12 protein-coding genes are annotated in these 17,459 nt (G+C 70.2%); 5 read left to right on the top strand and 7 right to left on the bottom strand.

Annotation, left to right across the window (positions count from 1 at the left end):
* Positions 1-7 precede the first annotated feature (7 nt).
* The 4 genes from D7X12_RS02250 to D7X12_RS02235 form a co-directional block, all read right to left on the bottom strand.
* Positions 8-1,072, bottom strand: coding sequence for a patatin-like phospholipase family protein (locus D7X12_RS02250; RefSeq protein ID WP_120623614.1), 1,065 nt, complete (start codon positions 1,070-1,072; stop codon positions 8-10).
* Between the two features lie 46 nt (positions 1,073-1,118).
* Complete coding sequence (locus tag D7X12_RS02245) at positions 1,119-1,322, bottom strand: hypothetical protein (protein ID WP_120623613.1); 204 nt, start codon at positions 1,320-1,322, stop codon at positions 1,119-1,121.
* A 112-nt stretch (positions 1,323-1,434) separates the two neighbouring features.
* A complete protein-coding gene (locus D7X12_RS02240) occupies positions 1,435-2,169 on the bottom strand; it encodes a 2OG-Fe(II) oxygenase (protein ID WP_120623612.1) in 735 nt (244 codons plus the stop codon).
* Positions 2,170-2,250: 81 nt separating this feature from the next.
* On the bottom strand, positions 2,251-3,381 hold the full coding sequence (locus D7X12_RS02235) for a DNA topoisomerase IB (RefSeq protein WP_244224301.1): 1,131 nt from the start codon (positions 3,379-3,381) through the stop codon (positions 2,251-2,253).
* 202 nt (positions 3,382-3,583) lie between these two features.
* Between D7X12_RS02235 and D7X12_RS02230 the strand changes: the two genes are divergently transcribed.
* From D7X12_RS02230 to D7X12_RS02220, 3 genes are all read left to right on the top strand, one after another.
* On the top strand, positions 3,584-4,453 hold the full coding sequence (locus D7X12_RS02230) for a hypothetical protein (protein ID WP_120623611.1): 870 nt from the start codon (positions 3,584-3,586) through the stop codon (positions 4,451-4,453).
* A gap of 135 nt (positions 4,454-4,588) precedes the next feature.
* Positions 4,589-6,748, top strand: coding sequence for a flotillin family protein (locus tag D7X12_RS02225; protein ID WP_120623610.1), 2,160 nt, complete (start codon positions 4,589-4,591; stop codon positions 6,746-6,748).
* Between the two features lie 20 nt (positions 6,749-6,768).
* On the top strand, positions 6,769-12,306 hold the full coding sequence (locus D7X12_RS02220; protein WP_120623609.1) for a DNA repair ATPase: 5,538 nt from the start codon (positions 6,769-6,771) through the stop codon (positions 12,304-12,306).
* A 30-nt stretch (positions 12,307-12,336) separates the two neighbouring features.
* Here D7X12_RS02220 and D7X12_RS02215 read toward each other — a convergent pair whose 3' ends face one another.
* A complete protein-coding gene (locus D7X12_RS02215; protein WP_208718779.1) occupies positions 12,337-13,032 on the bottom strand; it encodes an expansin EXLX1 family cellulose-binding protein in 696 nt (231 codons plus the stop codon).
* A 115-nt stretch (positions 13,033-13,147) separates the two neighbouring features.
* Between D7X12_RS02215 and D7X12_RS02210 the strand changes: the two genes are divergently transcribed.
* Positions 13,148-13,750, top strand: a complete 603-nt coding sequence (locus D7X12_RS02210; RefSeq protein WP_120623607.1) for a hypothetical protein — start codon at positions 13,148-13,150, stop codon at positions 13,748-13,750.
* Positions 13,751-13,840: 90 nt separating this feature from the next.
* Here D7X12_RS02210 and D7X12_RS02205 read toward each other — a convergent pair whose 3' ends face one another.
* Positions 13,841-15,685 carry a vWA domain-containing protein gene (locus D7X12_RS02205; RefSeq protein WP_120623606.1) on the bottom strand — a complete coding sequence of 615 codons (1,845 nt, stop codon included), beginning with the start codon at positions 15,683-15,685 and terminating at the stop codon, positions 13,841-13,843.
* Positions 15,686-15,825: 140 nt separating this feature from the next.
* On the opposite strand from D7X12_RS02205, the gene D7X12_RS02200 reads away from it, so the two are divergent.
* On the top strand, positions 15,826-16,314 hold the full coding sequence (locus D7X12_RS02200) for a VOC family protein (protein ID WP_120623605.1): 489 nt from the start codon (positions 15,826-15,828) through the stop codon (positions 16,312-16,314).
* Here the strand turns inward: D7X12_RS02200 and D7X12_RS02195 are convergent.
* Positions 16,274-17,398, bottom strand: coding sequence for a heparan-alpha-glucosaminide N-acetyltransferase domain-containing protein (locus tag D7X12_RS02195; protein ID WP_120623604.1), 1,125 nt, complete (start codon positions 17,396-17,398; stop codon positions 16,274-16,276). The genes D7X12_RS02200 and D7X12_RS02195 overlap by 41 nt on opposite strands.
* Positions 17,399-17,459 lie beyond the last annotated feature (61 nt).

Genomic DNA, 17,459 nt, shown 5'->3' with positions numbered 1-17,459 from the left:
GGGCGCGCTACAGCGGCTGGACGTGCTCCGCGATGCGGCCCGTGGCGATCAGCTCTCGCAGCTCGTCGCCTGTCCGTTCGCCTTCGGTCAGCACCTGCCTCCAGGCCCGGATGCGGTCGTCGTCCTTCATGGACGTGAAGTCCGCGCGGTCCGGGATGCGCCTTCCGGGCAGGCGCTCCAGGTGCGCGGGGGACGGCGCGATGATCAGCGCGCGGCGGAAATTGAGCGGCCCCGCGCGACGCCACTTCAGCGACTTGTCGAACCAGCCGGGCACGACGTACGGGTAGAAGTGCGGGTAGAGCACCAGCCCGTCCCCCGCGCCGTAGTCCACGTCCAGGTGGTAGTCGACGACGCCTCCGTCCCGGTACGTCCCCGGCGGCGCGCCCGGGATGTCATGGACGCCCGCGATGACGAGCGGAATGGAGGCGGAGGCGAGCAGGGCAGGGCGCAGGTTGTCGCGCGTCAGCGGGAGGTGCGCCGACGGCAGGTCCTTGAGCCCGGCGAACGGACTGGAGTCCCCGGCGGTGTGGAAGAGCACGCGCTGCATCTGGAGCCCGAGCGTCCGGCGGCTCACCGCGTTCGCCAGCGCCCCGAGCACGAAGCCCGTGAGCTGCGCTCCGGACTGCTCCACCGCGAGCAGCCCCTTGCACCGCGTCGTCACCACGTGCAGCCGCGCCCACGGGTGCGTGAGGATCTCCTCCGCGCCGTCCGGCCCCAGGAGCACCTCGAGGATGCGAGCACTCGTCTCGCTGACGAGCGACGGAGGGGGCTTGGGCGGGTAGCGCTGATCCAGGTACGCGTCCGCGAAGCGCTTCATCGCGGCCACCGGATCCTTCTGCGCCAGACACGCCAGGCGCCAGCTCCCGATGGAGCTGCCGATGAGGTGCAGCGGGCGGTCGCGGGGCTGCTGGAGCAGCTCACCGAACAGCACGCGATCGATCCCCTCCAGCGCCAGCCACTTGGGGCCGCCCGAGGCGCCGGGGAGGATGTCCACGTCCTCCGCTCGCAGGCCGCGTTCGCGGAGGATGCGGAGGGCGTCAGGACCTGCCAGCAGGGTGAGGCTTTGACTCATCGCGGGCGCGGAACCTAGCAGGCCCGGACGCTGGCGCGGCCCGCGTTCAGCGGTCGTCGTCGGCCGGCGGATCCGATTCCAACGGGTTGAACGTCACCACCCGGTGACCGTCCGCCTCCTGCGGGGGGCGGACCTCTTCCAGCTCCTCCGCGTTGCGGGGGCCTCGCTCGGAGAAGCGGTCGTTCCCGAGGTGGCGCTGACGCTGCTCGCTGGTGCCGCCGTATCCCTCCTGCAGCTTTTTTCCAGCCATGTCCGTGCTCCCTCGCAAGGGTGAATCTCAACAGTCGGTACGGCGCGCGAGGGCCGCAAGCGGGGGCCTGCCCGGGTGCTCGGATGCCCCAGGGACAGGCTCCAGCCGGGCTTCACTCCTCCAGCGTCCCCACGGAAGGGGAGACCCCTTCGCGCTCACGCTGGGCCTGCAGGTAGGCGGAGAAGCCCGCCTTGGACTGGATGCGGAACTCCGGGATGCGGGCGAGCACCTTGTCCGTGAACGCGTACTGCTCGCAGACGAGGCTTGCCCGCTGCGCGCCTTCGGGGCCGCCCGTGAAGGGTTGCACCTCGTGCGCGAGGTCGCCCCGGAAGTGGACCAGCAGGCCCGGCTCGGGGGCGATCTCCCCCTGGGCCTCGGCGTCACGGAACAGCCGCAGCGCTCCGCCCCGGGCCTCCGGGGGCACGCGCAGGTAGAGCACGCTCACGTGCGCGGGCGTCGCCTGCCGCAGGCCGCTGGGCTCCTGCAACGTCGCGTCGATGTGGCGCCCCACCGGCGTCCCCGCGTCCAGCAGCAGCAGGTTCAGGTAGAAGGCATTGGGCCGCAGCGCGGGAGCACGGGCGCCGAACCAGCGCCGCCGCGGGGGCGGCACCAGCTCCCGGGCGCTGTCGCCATCGAGGATGCAGCGCAGGTACGTGGACAGGAACGGGAAGCGCTCTTCCAGCGTCACCCGGCCGGCCTGCGTGAAGATGAACGAGAAGCCCCGGCTCGCGCGGAACGTCCCCATCAGCGGACTGCGCGCGACGAAGCGCGAGCCGAGCAGGGCGTCCCCGAGCGACTCCAGCTCGGCGCGGGGCAGGGCGTCGCGGTGGGTGACGTACTCGGGCACGGACCGGACGCTAACGCCTTCCGGGGTGCCGGGAGAATGGGCCCGTCCCGGTCGCCTCCCTTCCGGGCGGCCCCTTCCGCGCTACACGGCGGCCTGCTTCGAGGCGCCGCGCGGCCTGCCCAGCATGTGCAGCAGCGCCTTCTCCGAGCAGTGCATGCCCTCGCCCGCGTGTGCCGCCAGTTCGTCCACGGACTTGAAGTAGCGGTCCACCACCTGGCCCCGCTCGAAGAGGGCGAGCACCGACGGGTAGATGTACGACGCCCTCGCCACGGCGGGCGTGTTGCCCAGGTGTTCGGAGGCCTCGCGCACCGCGGACACCATGCTCTTCTTGAGCACCGTCTTCTTCTTCCGAGGGCAGCAATCCTCCTCGCCCTTCAGGGACGCACGGGTCCGCGCCAGCGCGCAGGCGCAGATGAGCGTGCCGGCCCAGGTGCGGAAGTCCTTGGCGCTGTAGCCGGGCCCCATCACCTCCTGGATGTATTCGTTGAGGTGCCGGCGCCGCACGTCGACCACCGCGCCGTCGTCCAGCACGAACTTGAAGACGTCGCGCCCGGGCACCTTCAGCAGCTGCCGCACGAGCGTGGCCACGCGCCGGTCCTTCAGCTCCCGGTGCTGGCGCACGCCCGACTTGCCCGGGTAGTCGAACACGACCGTGTCGCCCGTCACCTTCACGTGGCGGGCCCGCAGTGTGGCCAGCCCGATGCTGCCGTGCTCCTCCGCGTAGCGCTCGCTGCCCGGACGGATGAAGCACGTTCCCAGGATGCGCAGCATGCCCGCGAGCACCCGCTCCCGGCCCAGCCCCCGCTTGCGCAGATCCGTGTTCACCCGCCGCCGCATCTTCGGCAACGCGCGCGCGAAGCTCACGATGCGCTGGAACTTCACGTCCTGCTGCCGCTGCGTGTGCGCCTCGCTGTAGCGGTACTGCCAGCGGCCCGCCCCGTCCCGGCCCACCGCCTGGAGCCGCGCGGACGCCTTCGGCGCGATGGCCACCTCCGTCCACGCCGGGGGCAGCCGCAGGGCCTCGATGCACTCCCGCTCCGCCGCGGACACCGGGCGGCCCGTCGCATCCACGTAGCGGAAGCCCCGCTTCATCGTCCCCAGCCGCCGGTGGCCGTCCCGGCGCAGGCGCTCCAGTTGCGTCAGGCCCCGGGCGCTCCGGCGGCCTGGAGGCAGGCTGGGCTCGGTGTCCGCTACGGCGAGGTGCGAGGTCATGGCTGTCATCCAGTGCCGGGTGCCAGGACGCCTGGACGCCTGGGCTCACCCTGTAGTGCGCAGCCCACTTGCGGCCGGCAAGCCGCTCGGTACCTGGAGGCACGCACAGCAGGCAGGCGGAAAAGCCCCGGGTGGCATTTTCGGTTGGAGGTGCAGTCGTTTAGACTGCCGCTCAACACCCACCCGAAAGTATTCCCGAGGCATGACGACCTTCCTTGACGCCCTCCTGGCGTTTCCGACCGCGCTCTTCACCATCCTGCTCGGGGTGACGCTGGCCTACTGGCTGTGCGTCATCATCGGCGCGGTGGGGATCGACGTGCTCGACGGCGACCTGGACCTGGAGGGCGGCGCGAAGGCCGTGAGCGGTGCCTTCGAGGGCGGCGCCAAGGCTGTCAGCGGTGCGTTCGAGGGTGGCGCGAAGGCCGTGAGCGGTGCCTTCGAGGGCGGCGCCAAGGCGACCTCCGGACTGCTGGAGGGCGGCGCGAAGGCCGTCGCCGGACATGGCCACGGCCACTCGCACCTGCACGACGCGGAGGCGGCCACCGGGCTGATGTCGTTGCTGGGCTTCGGCGGCATCCCCATCACGGTGTCGGCGAGCCTGGTGGTGTTCCTGTCCTGGTCGCTGTCGCTCGTGAGCGTGCTGCCGGTGCACGCCGCGCTCTCCATGCTGCCCTCGTGGCTCGTCAGCACGGGCCTGGGCCTGGGCTGCGCCTTCGCGGGCACGGTGGTGGGCGGGCTCGCGGTGCGCCCCCTGCGCCCCATCTTCATCGCCAAGCGCGCCCCGGGCCGCGAAGCCCTGATGGGCCGCGTGTGCAACATCTCCAGCGGCAGCGTGACGGGCCGCAGCGGGCACGCGACCTTCAACGATGGGGCCGCGGGCCTCATCCTCAACGTCGTCTGCGAAAAGCCCAACCAGCTCAAGCGCGGCGAGCCGGCGTTGATCCTCGGCTACGACGCCGAGCGCGGCGTGTACGAGGTGGAGCCGGTGGACTGGCTCCTGCCCCAGGAAATGGAGCAGCTGCGGGATCCGCTCAAGGCAGCGGCCGTCGCCCGGGCCCGCTCGCAGCGATGAATTGAGCCTTTGAATCTTTGATCATTGGCGTCCCCCGGACCTTCCGGGCGGACGCGGCAATCGGTACCGGGTGGCTTTCGCGGGGGACCCCGAGTGCTTGGAACAAGGCCCGCCCAACGACTTCACAGGAAGGCCATGGATCCCATCAGCCTGGCAGCAATCATCGGCGGCGGCATCATCATCCTCTTCGGCATCTTCGTCAGCGTGGCGAAGTTCTACCGCCAGGTGGATCAGGGCAAGGTGCTCATCGTCAACACGATGAAGAACGAGCCCACGGTGACGTTCACCGGCGCGGTCGTCCTCCCCATCGTCCACCGCGCGGAGGTGATGGACATCTCGCTGAAGACGGTCGAAATCGACCGCCGCGGCAAGGAAGGCCTCATCTGCCAGGACAACATCCGCGCGGACATCAAGGTCACCTTCTTCGTGCGCGTGAACAAGACCCGCGAGGACGTGCTCAAGGTCGCCCAGTCCATCGGCTGTGTGCGCGCGAGCGACCAGGAGACGCTGGAGAACCTCTTCGAGGCCAAGTTCTCCGAGGCCCTCAAGACGGTGGGCAAGAGCTTCGACTTCGAGGAGCTCTACACCAAGCGCGATGAGATCAAGGACAAGGTGGTGGGCACCATCGGCCGCGACCTCAACGGCTACATGCTGGAGGACTGCGCCATCGACTTCCTCGAGCAGACCCCGGTGGAGATGCTCGACAAGGACAACATCCTGGACGCCCAGGGCATCCGGAAGATCACCCAGCTGACCACCGAGCAGAACGTCTTCACCAACGAGCTGCGCCAGTCCGAGCGCATGGCCGTGACGAAGCGGGACGTGGAAGCCGACGAGGCCATCTTCGCCCTGCAGCGTCAGCGTGAAGAGGCCGCCGCCAAGCAGCGCCGGGAGATCGACAGCATCCAGGCGCGCGAGACGGCCGAGGCCGACCGCGTGAAGAGCGAGGAGTTCGCCAAGGCGCAGCTCGCGCGCATCAAGGCGGAAGAAGAGATCGCCATCAACGAGGAGAACAAGACGCGCCAGGTGCAGGTGGCGCAGAAGAACCGCGAGCGCGTGGTGGGCGTGGAGACCGAGCGCGTGGAGAAGGACCGCGCCCTGGAAGCCATCAACCGCGAGCGTGAGACGGAGCTGCAGCGCATCTCCAAGGAGAAGGCGCTGGAAGGCGAGAAGAAGGCCATCGCCGACGTGGTGCGCGCGCGCATCGCGGTGGAGAAGACCGTCGCCCAGGAAGAGGAGAACATCAAGGACCTGCGCGTGACGTCGGAGGCCCGTCGCAACAAGGACGCGCTCATCATCGCCGCCCAGGGCCACGCGGAAGAGGCGTCCGTCAAGGACATCCAGGCCGCGGACGCGAGCGCGAAGATCGCCGTCTTCCTCGCCAAGGAGAAGCTGACCCTGGCGGAGGCGGACCTGGAGGCCGCGGACAAGTCCGCGAAGGCGAAGATGCGCCTGGCCGAGGGCATCCAGGCCGAGTCCGCCGCCGCGGGGCTCGCCAACGTGCGCGTGCGGGAAGCGGACGCGGTCGCCACGGAGAAGCTGGGCATGGCGCAGGTGCGCGTGAAGGAGGCCGAGGCCTCCGTCATCCAGAAGCAGGGCCAGGCGCAGGCCTCCGCGACGCGCGAGAAGCTGCTCGCCGAGGCGTCCGGCATGGAAGAGAAGGGCATGGCCCAGGCCCGCGTGCAGGAGGCGGAAGCCGGCGCCATCCACAAGCGCGGCGAGGCGGAGGCGTTCGCCATGCGTGAGAAGCTGCTCGCCGAGGCCGCCGCCATCCAGGAGAAGCTGATGGCCGAGGCGCGGGGCCTGTCGGAGAAGGCCACGGCGATGAAGGCCCTGGACGGCGTGGGTCGCGAGCATGAGGAGTACCGCCTGCGCCTCAACAAGGAGCGCGACGTGGAGCTGGCGGCCATCAACGTGCGCAAGGACATCGCGCAGGCCCAGGCCTCCGTGCTGGCCCAGGCGTTCAGCAACGCGAAGTTCCAGATCGTCGGCGGCGACGGGAAGTTCTTCGAGAACTTCATCAAGGCCGTGTCCTTCGGCAGCTCGGTGGACGGCGCGCTGGATCACGGCGAGGCGCTGAAGAAGGCGCTCGGCGGCTACCTCAACGGTGAGAAGGACCTGCCGGCGGACCTGAAGGAGATCCTCTCCAAGCCGGGCCTCACCAACGACGCGCAGAACCTGGCCGTCGCCGCGCTGCTCAACCGGATGTCCGTCAACCCCACCGCCTCCACCGCCGCCGGCATCAAGGCGCTGGTGCAGACGGAGGCCGCGGCCCTCCTCGAAAAGCAGGGCTGAAAGCAGGGGGATGAACAGCCATGGCGACTGACGGTGGAAAGACCCCGGGCACCCCTGTGCCCGGGGGCGAGGCGACGCTGGAGGGCGGCAGCTACGAGGTCATCCGTGCGCGCCTGCACTCCCAGGCGGACGCGCTGGCGACCCGCGCGAACGACCTCAACGGGCGGCGCAAGGCGTTGTTCGGCGGCACGGAACTCACCGTCATCGGCAACGAGCGGGTGCGCACGGAGAACAACTGCGTCCCGCGCGACATCGTCAGCGTCGGGAAGTACCTCCTCTTCGGCTACAACGTCTTCATCGGCCTGAAGAAGGAGACCGTCGTTTCGGACGTCTTCTCGCTGCACCGCTTCGAGAAGACGGCCGAGGGCTTCGACTTGTCCGCCGTGCCTTCCACGGAGGCCGGCGGCTTCCTCGCGGACCCCCGGTTCGTGAAGGACTTCGGAGAGCTGTACAAGTACTACAAGGACGCGAAGCTGTTGCAGCTGCGAAGGCGCGACTCGCGCCTCTTGGCGGTGTTCCAGACGGGCCAGTCCGCGCGCGACCTCAAGGTCTTCCGCTTCAACGTGGACGTGGAGGGCCGCGCCACCTACGTGGACAACCAGGGAGAGCGCGACCACGTCTACCCGCCGTCGCACGACTTCGAGTGGACGGTGGCCACGCGCGAGCGGTACGTGCTGGGCCAGCACCCCCACGTCAACGTGTTGGATCAGGTCTTCGTGGAGACGGTGAAGGGCGACCTCACCATCAAGGTCGAGGACAACACCGCCACCGGCATGGGCATCTACAGCGAGCCGGTGGAGGATCCGGACCAGTCGCTGGACGACGCGGAGTTCGCCTGGACGCAGGTGGGCGGCCTCATCCTGCTGCGCGTGCTGCCGTTCCGGGAGAAGGCGCACCGCTACCTCGTCTTCAACGCGCGCACCCAGCACGTGGTGCGCATCGACGCCATCGGCCAGTCGTGCGTGCGGCTGCCCGAGGACCAGGGCATCGTCTTCCCCGGCGGCTACTACCTCCAGACGGGCGACTACAAGGTCTTCGACGGCGCGTCGGACGGGATGGAGTTCCACCAGGCGGTGCGCTCGCCCAACGGGGAGGACGTGCTCTACGTCTTCCACCGCCGGGACGAGGGCAGCTACGTGCTGTTCCCGTACAACCTGGTGCGCAAGGAGGTGCAGACGCCGCTCGTGTCCCACGGCATGAGCCTCTTCGCGGACGGTGGGCTGGTGGTGTTCCGCGCCACGTCGCAGGAGCCCACGCGCGTGCACCCCATGCAGGTGTGGCAGACGCCGTTCGTCTCCGACGAGCACGCCGCGCAACTGCCGCCCGCGCCCGGCTACCTGGGCAAGGTGGGCAACGCGGAGCTGGTGCGCGGCATCAGCGACGCGCTGACGCTGCCGCGCGTGGCGAAGACGGACAAGCCCACCCGCCGCACCTACGAGGACCTGGTCTCCGCGGCCACGCGGGCCCTGGACGCGTACTACTGGCTGGGCCACGCGGAGGTCGGGCTCCAGGAGCCCATTGAACTCTTGCGGCGCACCTCCGAGCTCATCATCGATGAGTTCGAGAAGGTCCTCGCGATGCGCAAGCGCGCCGAGGAGTCGCTCGCTCAGTCCACGCAAGCGCAGGACACGCTGCTGCTCCAGGCCCAGCCGGAGGGGCTCACGGACGCCGAGGGCTTCATGCGGGCGCTGGCGGACCTGCGCCGGCACCGCGGACACCTCATCACCCTGAAGGACGTCCGCTACATGGACCTGGGGCGCCTGGACGCCCTGGAGCAGGCGGTGGTGGCCGCGTCCGACGCCGTGAGCAGCGCGGCCGTGGACTTCCTCCAGAAGGGGGAGGCGCTGCAGCCGCTGGCCACCCGGCTGGACGACCTGCTGACGCGGCTGGAGCCGGTGACGACGACGGCGGAGCTGGCGCCGCTGGCGGAGGACGTGGAGCGCACCGGCCAGGGCCTGGAGGTGCTGGCCGAGGTGGTGGGCGCGCTCCAGGTGGGCGACCCCCTGGCGCGAGCGCGCATCCTGGAGGGCATCTCCGAGCTGTTCAGCCGCTTGAACCGCGTGCGCGCGGGGCTCCAGGCGCGGCGCAAGGAGCTGAGCAGCAGGGAGAAGCGCGCGGAGTTCGGCGCGCAGTTCAAGCTGCTGGGCCAGAGCATCGAGAACGCGCTGTCGCAGGCGGACTCGCCGGAGAAGTGCGACGAGGGGCTGTCGCGGCTCACCGTGATGCTGGAGGAGCTGGAGGGCCGCTTCGGCGAGTTCGACGAGTTCCTCGGGCAGATCACCGTCAAGCGCGAGGAGCTGCTGGAGGCCTTTGGCGCGCGCAAGCAGTCGCTGGTGGACGAGCGCCAGCGCCGCGCGTCCGGCCTCTTCAGCGCCGCGGAGCGCATCCTCCAGGGCGTGCAGCGGCGGGCGAAGTCGTTCAAGTCGGACGACGAACTCAACGCCTACTTCGCGTCCGACGCGATGATCCTCAAGCTGCGGCAGCTGGCGGAGCAGCTGCTCGCGCTCCAGGACAGCGTGCGCGCGGACGAGGTGGTATCGCGGGTGAAGTCCGCGAAGCAGGACGCCCTGCGCGCGCTGCGCGACCGGCAGGACCTGTTCGAGGGCGGCGAGGGGCTCATCAAGCTGGGGCCCTACCGCTTCCACGTCAACACCCAGCCCCTGGACCTGACGCTGGTGCCGCGCGACGGCGCGCTGTACCTGCAGCTCACCGGCTCCGACTACACGCAGAAGCTGGAGGACCCGGAGCTGCTCAAGTACCGCGAGCTCTGGGAGCAGCACCTCGTCTCCGAGACGCGCGACGTGTACCGCGCGGAGTACCTGGCCGCCGCCCTGCTGATGGACGCGGAGGAGGGCAAGGGCGGGGTTACCCTGGCGGCGCTGTACGAGGCCGGCGCGCAGGGCCAGTTGCTGGAGCGCGTGCGCGCGTATACGGCGGAGCGCTTCGATGAAGGCTACGAGCGCGGCGTACACGACGCGGACGCGGTGACCCTCCTGGAGAAGCTGCTCGCGCTGCACCAGGGCGCGGGCCTGCTGCGCTTCGCTCCGGGGCCGCGCGCCTGGGCCGCGCTCTACTGGGCGTTTGATCCGGACGAGACGCTCCGGGGTGTGTTCCACCGGCGCGCGCGCAGCCTCGCGCGGCTGCGTGAGGCGTTCGACACCACGTCGGACCTGGTGGCGCTGGGGGACGAGCTGGGCGGACGGGTGCTCGCGTTCCTCCAGGGACACGGGCTCCAGGCGTCGCCCGCGGAGGGCCGGCAGGCGGGCCGCTACCTCGTGGAGGAGCTGGCGGTGGAGCACCCGCGCTTCACCACCAGTCGCGAGGCCCTGGCGGTGCAGGAGGCCTTCCTGGCGCACCTGGACCGGCACGGCTCACGCACCGCCTTCGACGAGGACCTGCGGGGCCTGGAGAAGAACCTGCCCGAGCGCCTGCGCATTGCCCGGGCGTGGGTGGATGCGTTCCTCGCGAAGCGCGAGGGCGGCGCGGGCGAGGCGGCCTACGTCGCGCTGGAGACCGCCGTCGTGCTCGTCACCGAGCGCAAGCTGGACCGCGAGACGGCGGGCGCCATCACGTCCACGGAGGCCACGGGCCTCTTGGGCAGCCACCCGCGCGTGCAGGACCGCAAGCTGGCGCTCCGCCTGGACGAGTTCCTGTCGCGCCTGGGCGAGTTCCGCCAGGTGCGCGTGCCCGCGTACACGGCCTACCGCGCGTACCTGCGCGACCTGCTGGACAAGGAGCGGCGCAAGCTGCGGCTGGAGGAGCTGACGCCCAAGGTGCTCACGAGCTTCGTGCGCAACCGGCTCATCGACGAGGTGTACCTGCCGCTCATCGGCGCCAACCTGGCCAAGCAGCTGGGCGCGGCGGGCGAGGGCAAGCGCACGGACCGCATGGGCATGCTGCTGCTCATGTCGCCGCCGGGCTACGGCAAGACGACGCTGATGGAGTACGTGGCCAGCCGCCTGGGCCTCACCTTCGTGAAGGTGAACGGGCCGGCGCTGGGCCACGCCGTGACGTCGCTGGATCCGGCGGAGGCGCCCAACGCCACCGCGCGGCAGGAGGTGGAGCGCATCAACCTGTCCTTCGAGATGGGCAACAACGTGATGCTCTACCTCGACGACATCCAGCACACGGATCCGGAGCTGCTCCAGAAGTTCATCTCCCTCTGCGACGGCCAGCGCCGCGTGGAGGGTGTCTGGAACGGCCAGACGCGCACGTACGATCTGCGCGGCAAGAAGTTCTGCGTGGTGATGGCGGGCAACCCGTACACGGAGACGGGCGAGCGCTTCCGCATCCCGGACATGCTCGCCAACCGCGCGGACACGTACAACCTGGGCGACATCCTGGACGGCAAGGAGGAACTCTTCTCGCTCAGCTACCTGGAGAACGCGCTCACCTCCAACCCGGTGCTGGCGCCGCTGGCCACGCGCGACCCGCAGGACGTGCACCGCCTCATCCGGATGGCGAAGGGCGAAGAAGTGCCCGCGGGCGAGCTGAAGCACGGCTACGCGGCGGCGGAGCTCCAGGAGATCGTCGCCGTCTTCCAGCGGCTGTTCCGCGTGCAGCAGGTGCTGCTGAAGGTGAACCTCCAGTACATCGCGTCCGCCGCGCAGGACGAGCGCTTCCGCGTGGAGCCTCCGTTCAAGTTGCAGGGCAGCTACCGCAACATGAACAAGATGGCGGAGAAGGTCGTCTCCGCGATGACGGACGACGAGCTGGAGCGGCGCATTGACGACCACTACCAGGGCGAGTCCCAGACGCTCACCACCGCCGCGGAGCAGAACCTGCTCAAGCTCCAGGAGATGCGCGGGCGCCTGACGCCGGAGAAGGCGAAGCGCTGGGAGGAGATCAAGCAGGGCTTCGCCCGCGTGAAGCGCATGGGGGGCAAGGAGGACGACCCCGTGGCGCGCGTCACCGGGCAGCTGGGCGCCATCGAGGAGCAGCTGGGCGCGGTGCGCGACGCCGTGGTCCAGGCCGCGGCCCAGGCCGGCAGCGCCCCGGATGTGGATCCGATGGCGGAGGTGGCCCCGCACCTGGAGGCCCTGCGCGAGGCCGTCCTGGAGGTGGCCCGGGTGGGCCGCGAGACGGCCGCCGCGAAGCAGACGCCCGCCCCCGTGCAGGTGGTGGCGCCCGCGGCCCCGGCGGCTCCGGCCACGGACCTGGCGCCGTACCTCAAGCACCTGGCCCAGCTGCTCAAGGCCCTCACGGAGCGGGTGGCGGCCCAGGCCGAACCGCCCACCTTGAGGAATGCCCCCATGCCCGCCCAGGCCCCCGACTTCGGGCCGTACCTGGCGCAGCTCTCCCAGGCCATCACCGCGCTGGCGGACCGGCCGGTGTCGGTGTCCATGCCTTCGCAGGCGGAGTCCCTGCAGCGCGCGGCGAGTGGCCCGACTCCGGCGGAGCTGAGCCGGCAGATTGAGCTGGTGGAGGGCGCGCTGCTGCCCCTGGAGCGCGCCGCCCGCCGCAACGTGCAGGGCGAAGGGGAGGGCATCAAGGCCCTCCAGGTCTGGCAGGGCATCACCGAGGCGCTGGAGCTGCTGCGCGGCATGCTGCGCCGCTAGGGAGCGCCTGGGCCTCGGAGCGGTTCGCGCCTACTTCTGGGGCGCGAACTGCTCCGCCCCGTCCACCGTCTCGTCGTCCAGCACCTGCTCCAGCGTGTCGGTGAGCTGCTGGCCGTCGGTGGCGGTGACGCGCACCTGGAAGCTGCCTTCGCCCACGCCGTCACCGGTGACGAAGTAGTTGTAGCTCTCGCGCTTCAGGGCCTTCCAGTCGCCGCCGCGCCGCCATTCGAGCTTCTGGATGGGCAGCCGGTGGTTGCGCACCTGGATGGCGGTCCACCACGGGTTGCTGCCGTCCTTGAAGTGGTACTGCACGGGGCCCGCGACGTCACAGGACACCGGCGTCCAGGTGATGTCCACGCGGCCGTCCTTCATCTCCGCCACCTTGGCGAAGGCCTCGCGGCTCAGGTCCAGGTGGCCCTTGTCGCAGTCGGGGCACTGGTCGACGATGCGCACGCGCACGCTGCCCTTGGGCCCGTCAATGTCCACGCACTGGCCGCAGGCGGCGCTGTCGTCGTACTGCTCGCGGTTCATCGCCGCCACCATCAGGTCGCCGCCCGGCTCGTAGCTGCAATTGCCGCCGCCGTTGGCGTCGTAATAGGTCGCAATCCCTTTCTGCTCCGAACCCAGCGCCACGCCGCCCCCGGAGGCGGAGTCACCGCAGCCTCCACAGGCGAATGAGGCCACGGCCAGCAGCAGCGAAGGTTTCCAAGCGGAGGGTCGGTTCATGCCGCGCAGCATACACGCGCTGCCTTGCGTCAAGGACAGACATGCTCCGCGTCCTGGTCGGGCTGGTTGGGTTTGATAGGGTGCGTTCTTTCCCCGCAAGGAAAGGTATCCAGAAATGAAAAAATTCACGCGCGCGGTATGTCTGGGTTCGGCGCTGGTCTTCTCGGCCTGTGGTGGGCCGGAGCCGGTGGAGGAGGGCGAGGCGTTGGGGCAGCAGTCCGCGAGCCTGACGACGGCGTCCTCGCAGGGCTGCACCTACGATGTGTCCACGGTCCTGGTGACGGAGTCACCCGCGGCGCATGACGTCGTGTTGACCCGCCTGGGCGGCACGGGCTGCTCCCTTCCGACGGGCGCCTCGGTGGTGGTCGCCCGCGTCGTGAAGGACAGGCCCTCGTCGCTCGCGCTCGTGGGCAACAGCCTGGGGCTCGCGGTGGGCTTCGTGATGCGGACGGGCCCGTTGGAGCCCGCGCGGTACAAGTACGCGCTCCGGCACGTGAACCCGACGACGCTCGGAACCGTGCGCCACGCGGACTTCCTCTGCGACCACGGCACGGGTGACATCTACACGGGCACCGTCAGCCTCTCCGGGGGAGGCACGGGGGTGAGTGTCTCCGGCACCAAGACGGGGCTGATCAATGGCCAGGCGGGGAACTACTACACGGCCAGCTTCACGAACTTCTTCACCAGCACCACGCCGCCCACCTTCACCGTCTATTGAAGCGCTGAAAAACACTCCGCCCGCCACCGGTGGATGCCGGTGGCGGGCGGAGTCCCCTTGCTGCACATTCCAGAGGTGTCCTCGCTGGGGTCAGCGGCCCCGGGCGGACGCGCTGCTCAGCGCGCGGGCCTGGGTGATGAGCTTCACGAACTCGTGGCGATCGGAGTCACTGCCCGCGGCGCTCTCCGCGAGCTTCTGCGTGGTGGAGAGGCTCCAGCCCTCGGCGGCGGGAGCGGCGCGGAGGATGTCCGCGGTGGCGCCCACGGCCACGGCGAAGCGGAAGTCGGGCGACGCGGCCTCCAGGGACGGCTTGAGCTGCGAGCGCGTGAGCGGGAAGGCCTGCTCCTTGGCCTCGGTGCCGTTGGGCGCCTTGGCGCGGATGCGCACCGTGGCCAGCTCCTGCGTCTCGCCCGTCAGCTCCACCTCGTACAGCGCCGTCACGGTGTGGCCCGCGCCAATCTCACCCGCGTCCACCTTGTCGTCGCGGAAGTCCTTGTCCGCGATGTCCCGGTTCTCGTAGCCCATCAGGCGGTAGCGGCTCACGGCCTTGGGGTTGAACTCCACCTGGAACTTCACGTCCTTCGCGATCACTTCCAGCGTGCCGGTGAGCTGGGTCTCGAAGACCTTGCGCGCCTCCTTGATGCTGTCCACGTAGAAGCTGTTGCCGTTGCCCTTGTCGGCCATCTGCTCCATCAGCGAGTCGTGGTAGTTGCCCATGCCGAAGCCCACCGTGGTGAGGGTGACGCCCTCGGACACGTACTTCTGCACGCTGGCGAGCATCTCCTTCGCGCTCAGGTTGGGACCGATGTTGGCGTCGCCGTCGGAGAGCACCACCACGCGGGACACCACGCTGCCGGAGGCCTTCTTCACCGCGTGCTTGTAGGCCGTCTCCATGCCGGAGCCCATCGCGGTGCCGCCGCCCGCGGCCAGCGTGTCCAGCGCCGCGTGGATCTTCTTCACGTCCGTGGCGGGCGTGGGCGCCAGCACGTCCCGCGTGGCCCCCGCGTAGGTGACGAGCGCCACGGTGTCGTTCTCGTTGAGGTTCCTCACCGCGATCTTGATGGATTCCAGCGCCATGGGCAGCTTGTCCGACGACGCCATGGAGCCGCTGGTGTCCACCAGGAACACCAGGTGCGCGGGCTTGCGCTGCGAGCGGGAGACGACCTTGCCCTGCACGCCCACGCGCACGAAGTGGCGGCGTGCGTTGAACGGTGACGGCGCGCCCTCCAGGTGGACCGTGAAGGCCCCTTCTTCCGGCGGGGTGTAGCGGTACTTGAAGGCGTTGACGAACTCCTCCACGCGCACCGCCTGCGTGGGCGGCAGCTGGCCCTGCTGCAGGTAGCGCCGCGACAGGGAGTAGGAGGCCGTGTCCACGTCCGCCGCGAAGGTGGACAGCGCGTCCTTCGTCGTCTCCGTGAAGGCGTTGGGCTTGTAGGTTTCGAAGGTGTTGCCGCCCTCGTTCAGGGACTTGTCGTCCAGGTCCGCCTTCGCCTTCTCCTTCACCTCGATGGGGCTCCCATCACCCGGGGCTCCCCCGGCGACCTTGCCCATGAGCCCGCCGCTCACGCCCTGGGCCAACGGCATGGTCTTCGAGGGCATGGCTCGCTTCGCGGCCTCGGTGGACGGCCGCATGAGGGCCATCGGCGCGGGCGCGACCGACGGGCTCGGCGGTGGTGGGGCCATGAGGGACTCCGCGTTCCCGCTCCCGGCGGCCTCGCGCTCCTCGGGCACGGCATCCGCGGCCAGCGCGGTGGGCTCGGGGGCGGGGGTGTCCCTGACCTCGTTCCGGGGGGCGCTCAAGTAGCGCGCGGTGGACACTTCCTGCTTCGCCTGCTGCTCCTGGGGGCTCGAGGTGGAGCACGCGGCCACGAGGCCCGCCGAGAGCAGGGCACCACTGAGGAAGGACACGCGGCGCTTCGAGAAGAACGGGGACATTCGGGCTCCCAGACAGGCGGTTGACGGCGTGGGCTTCAAAACGGCCGACTTCCGGAATGGGTTTATCCGGTGAATTTTTCCCGCCGCCGGACGTGGCCCGCGCTTGCGTGGGTTGACCCCTTTTGCGACGGTGCCCGCCCATGGAGACGACACGACCGTTCCGGATTCTGGGCATCCAGCAGATCGCCGTCGGAGGGCTGGACAAGGGCGCGCTGCGCAGGCTGTGGGTGGACACGCTGGGCCTTCAGGCCCACGGCACCTACCGCAGCGAACGTGAGAACGTGGACGAGGACATCGTCATCGCGGGCGCGGGCCCCTTCAAGGTGGAGGTGGACCTGATGCAGCCCGTCAACCCGGACGGCCGCCCGAAGGTGCACGACCCGGCGCTCAACCACGTGGGCCTGTGGGTGGATGACCTGGCCACGGCCGTGAAGTGGCTGGAGGGGCAGGGGATGCGCTTCACCCCCGGCGGCATCCGCAAGGGCGCGGCGGGCTTCGACGTGTGCTTCATCCACCCGAAGGCGAGTGATCAGTTCCCGCTGAGCGGCGAGGGCGTGCTGATTGAGTTGGTGCAGGCCCCGCCGGACGTCATCCGCGCCTTCGAGCAGGCCGCATCCACGGGCCACTGAGCGCGAGCTGGCGGGCGCGCGCGAAGCCCTGCTTGAGCGCGCGCTCCACCGGATCCACCGCGACGCACAGCACGAACGTGCACGCGATGAGCAGCACCACGAGCCCCGCGTACTGGAGCCACCCGCTGGAGTCGCCCCAGACGCGCTGGAACGAGAAGACGCCTCCCAGCCGGTAGAACAGCAGCATCTCGTGGAAGAAGTACGCGGACAGCGACGCGGTCCCGAACACCTCCAGGAAGCGGCGTGCGCGCGAGGGCTGCGCGTCCGGCGCCATCCGCCCCTCCACCTGGAGCATCACGAGCAGCACCGCGCAGACCCACATGAACCGGGTGGCGGAGTTGGACGGGTTGGTGACGAAGAAGCGGTGCGGGGGGTAGAGGCTGGCCAGGAAGTGGGGCGTCAGCGAGCCGACGAGCCCCAGCGCGATGAGGAAGGCCAGGGCCCGCGCCAGTCCCGCGCGGCCCCACGCGCCCGCGATGGTGCCCGCGAAGGCGCCCAGCCACGCGAAGCCCACCCAGGGCACCAGGGGGAAGGTGGCCCAGGAGGACTTGCGCAGGAACGACGCCCAGGGCTCCCCGGCGTTGTCGAAGAGGGGGGCGATGGCGAACGCAACCATGGCCAGCACGAACGCCGTGGCCGCGAGGGCGCGCGGGCGCGCGGCCAGCAGTGCGGCCAGGGGCAGGGTGAGCAGCAGGCACAGGCCCACGCAGTGGAGGATGTCCAGGCGCAGCAGCCACACGGGCTCGCGCAGCACCGGGAACCAGGCCGCGTTGACGAGCGCGGCGACCGCGAACACCTCCGCGATGCGGCGCAGGTTGCGGCGCACGCGGTCACCCAGCACGCCCGCAGCGGCGCTGCGCACCATCAGCAGGGAGAGGGCGAAGCCGGCGGAGAAGATGAACGCCGGGGCCACCAGCCCGTCCAGCCGCAACAGCCAGCCGGTCCACACGCTCTTGCGCAGCTCGGGGGTGAGCAGCGCGAGCGCGTGGCACTGGATCATGAAGAGGACGGAGAGTCCGCGCAGCCAGTCGATGGCGCGGACGCGCTCGCGGGAGGCGGGGGTCGGAAGGGGCAGGGCGCTCAAGGCGGCGCTACCCTATGTCGGTCCCGCGGGCGGTTGCACGCACCCGCGGGACCGGGGCTCC

The sequence above is a fragment of the Corallococcus sicarius genome, assembly GCF_003611735.1.
Lineage (GTDB): Bacteria > Myxococcota > Myxococcia > Myxococcales > Myxococcaceae > Corallococcus > Corallococcus sicarius.
The sequence above is the reverse complement of the archived record's forward strand: the minus strand, read 5'-3'. Positions and strand labels throughout refer to the sequence as shown.

Coding starts and splice junctions, on each gene's coding strand:
- D7X12_RS02205 (WP_120623606.1), bottom strand. CDS start 15,685: ATGTCCCCGTTCTTCTCGAAGCGCCGCGTGTCCTTCCTCAGTGGTGCC.
- D7X12_RS02235 (WP_244224301.1), bottom strand. CDS start 3,381: ATGACCTCGCACCTCGCCGTAGCGGACACCGAGCCCAGCCTGCCTCCA.
- D7X12_RS02210 (WP_120623607.1), top strand. CDS start 13,148: ATGAAAAAATTCACGCGCGCGGTATGTCTGGGTTCGGCGCTGGTCTTC.
- D7X12_RS02200 (WP_120623605.1), top strand. CDS start 15,826: ATGGAGACGACACGACCGTTCCGGATTCTGGGCATCCAGCAGATCGCC.
- D7X12_RS02215 (WP_208718779.1), bottom strand. CDS start 13,032: ATGAACCGACCCTCCGCTTGGAAACCTTCGCTGCTGCTGGCCGTGGCC.
- D7X12_RS02225 (WP_120623610.1), top strand. CDS start 4,589: ATGGATCCCATCAGCCTGGCAGCAATCATCGGCGGCGGCATCATCATC.
- D7X12_RS02230 (WP_120623611.1), top strand. CDS start 3,584: ATGACGACCTTCCTTGACGCCCTCCTGGCGTTTCCGACCGCGCTCTTC.
- D7X12_RS02245 (WP_120623613.1), bottom strand. CDS start 1,322: ATGGCTGGAAAAAAGCTGCAGGAGGGATACGGCGGCACCAGCGAGCAG.
- D7X12_RS02220 (WP_120623609.1), top strand. CDS start 6,769: ATGGCGACTGACGGTGGAAAGACCCCGGGCACCCCTGTGCCCGGGGGC.
- D7X12_RS02250 (WP_120623614.1), bottom strand. CDS start 1,072: ATGAGTCAAAGCCTCACCCTGCTGGCAGGTCCTGACGCCCTCCGCATC.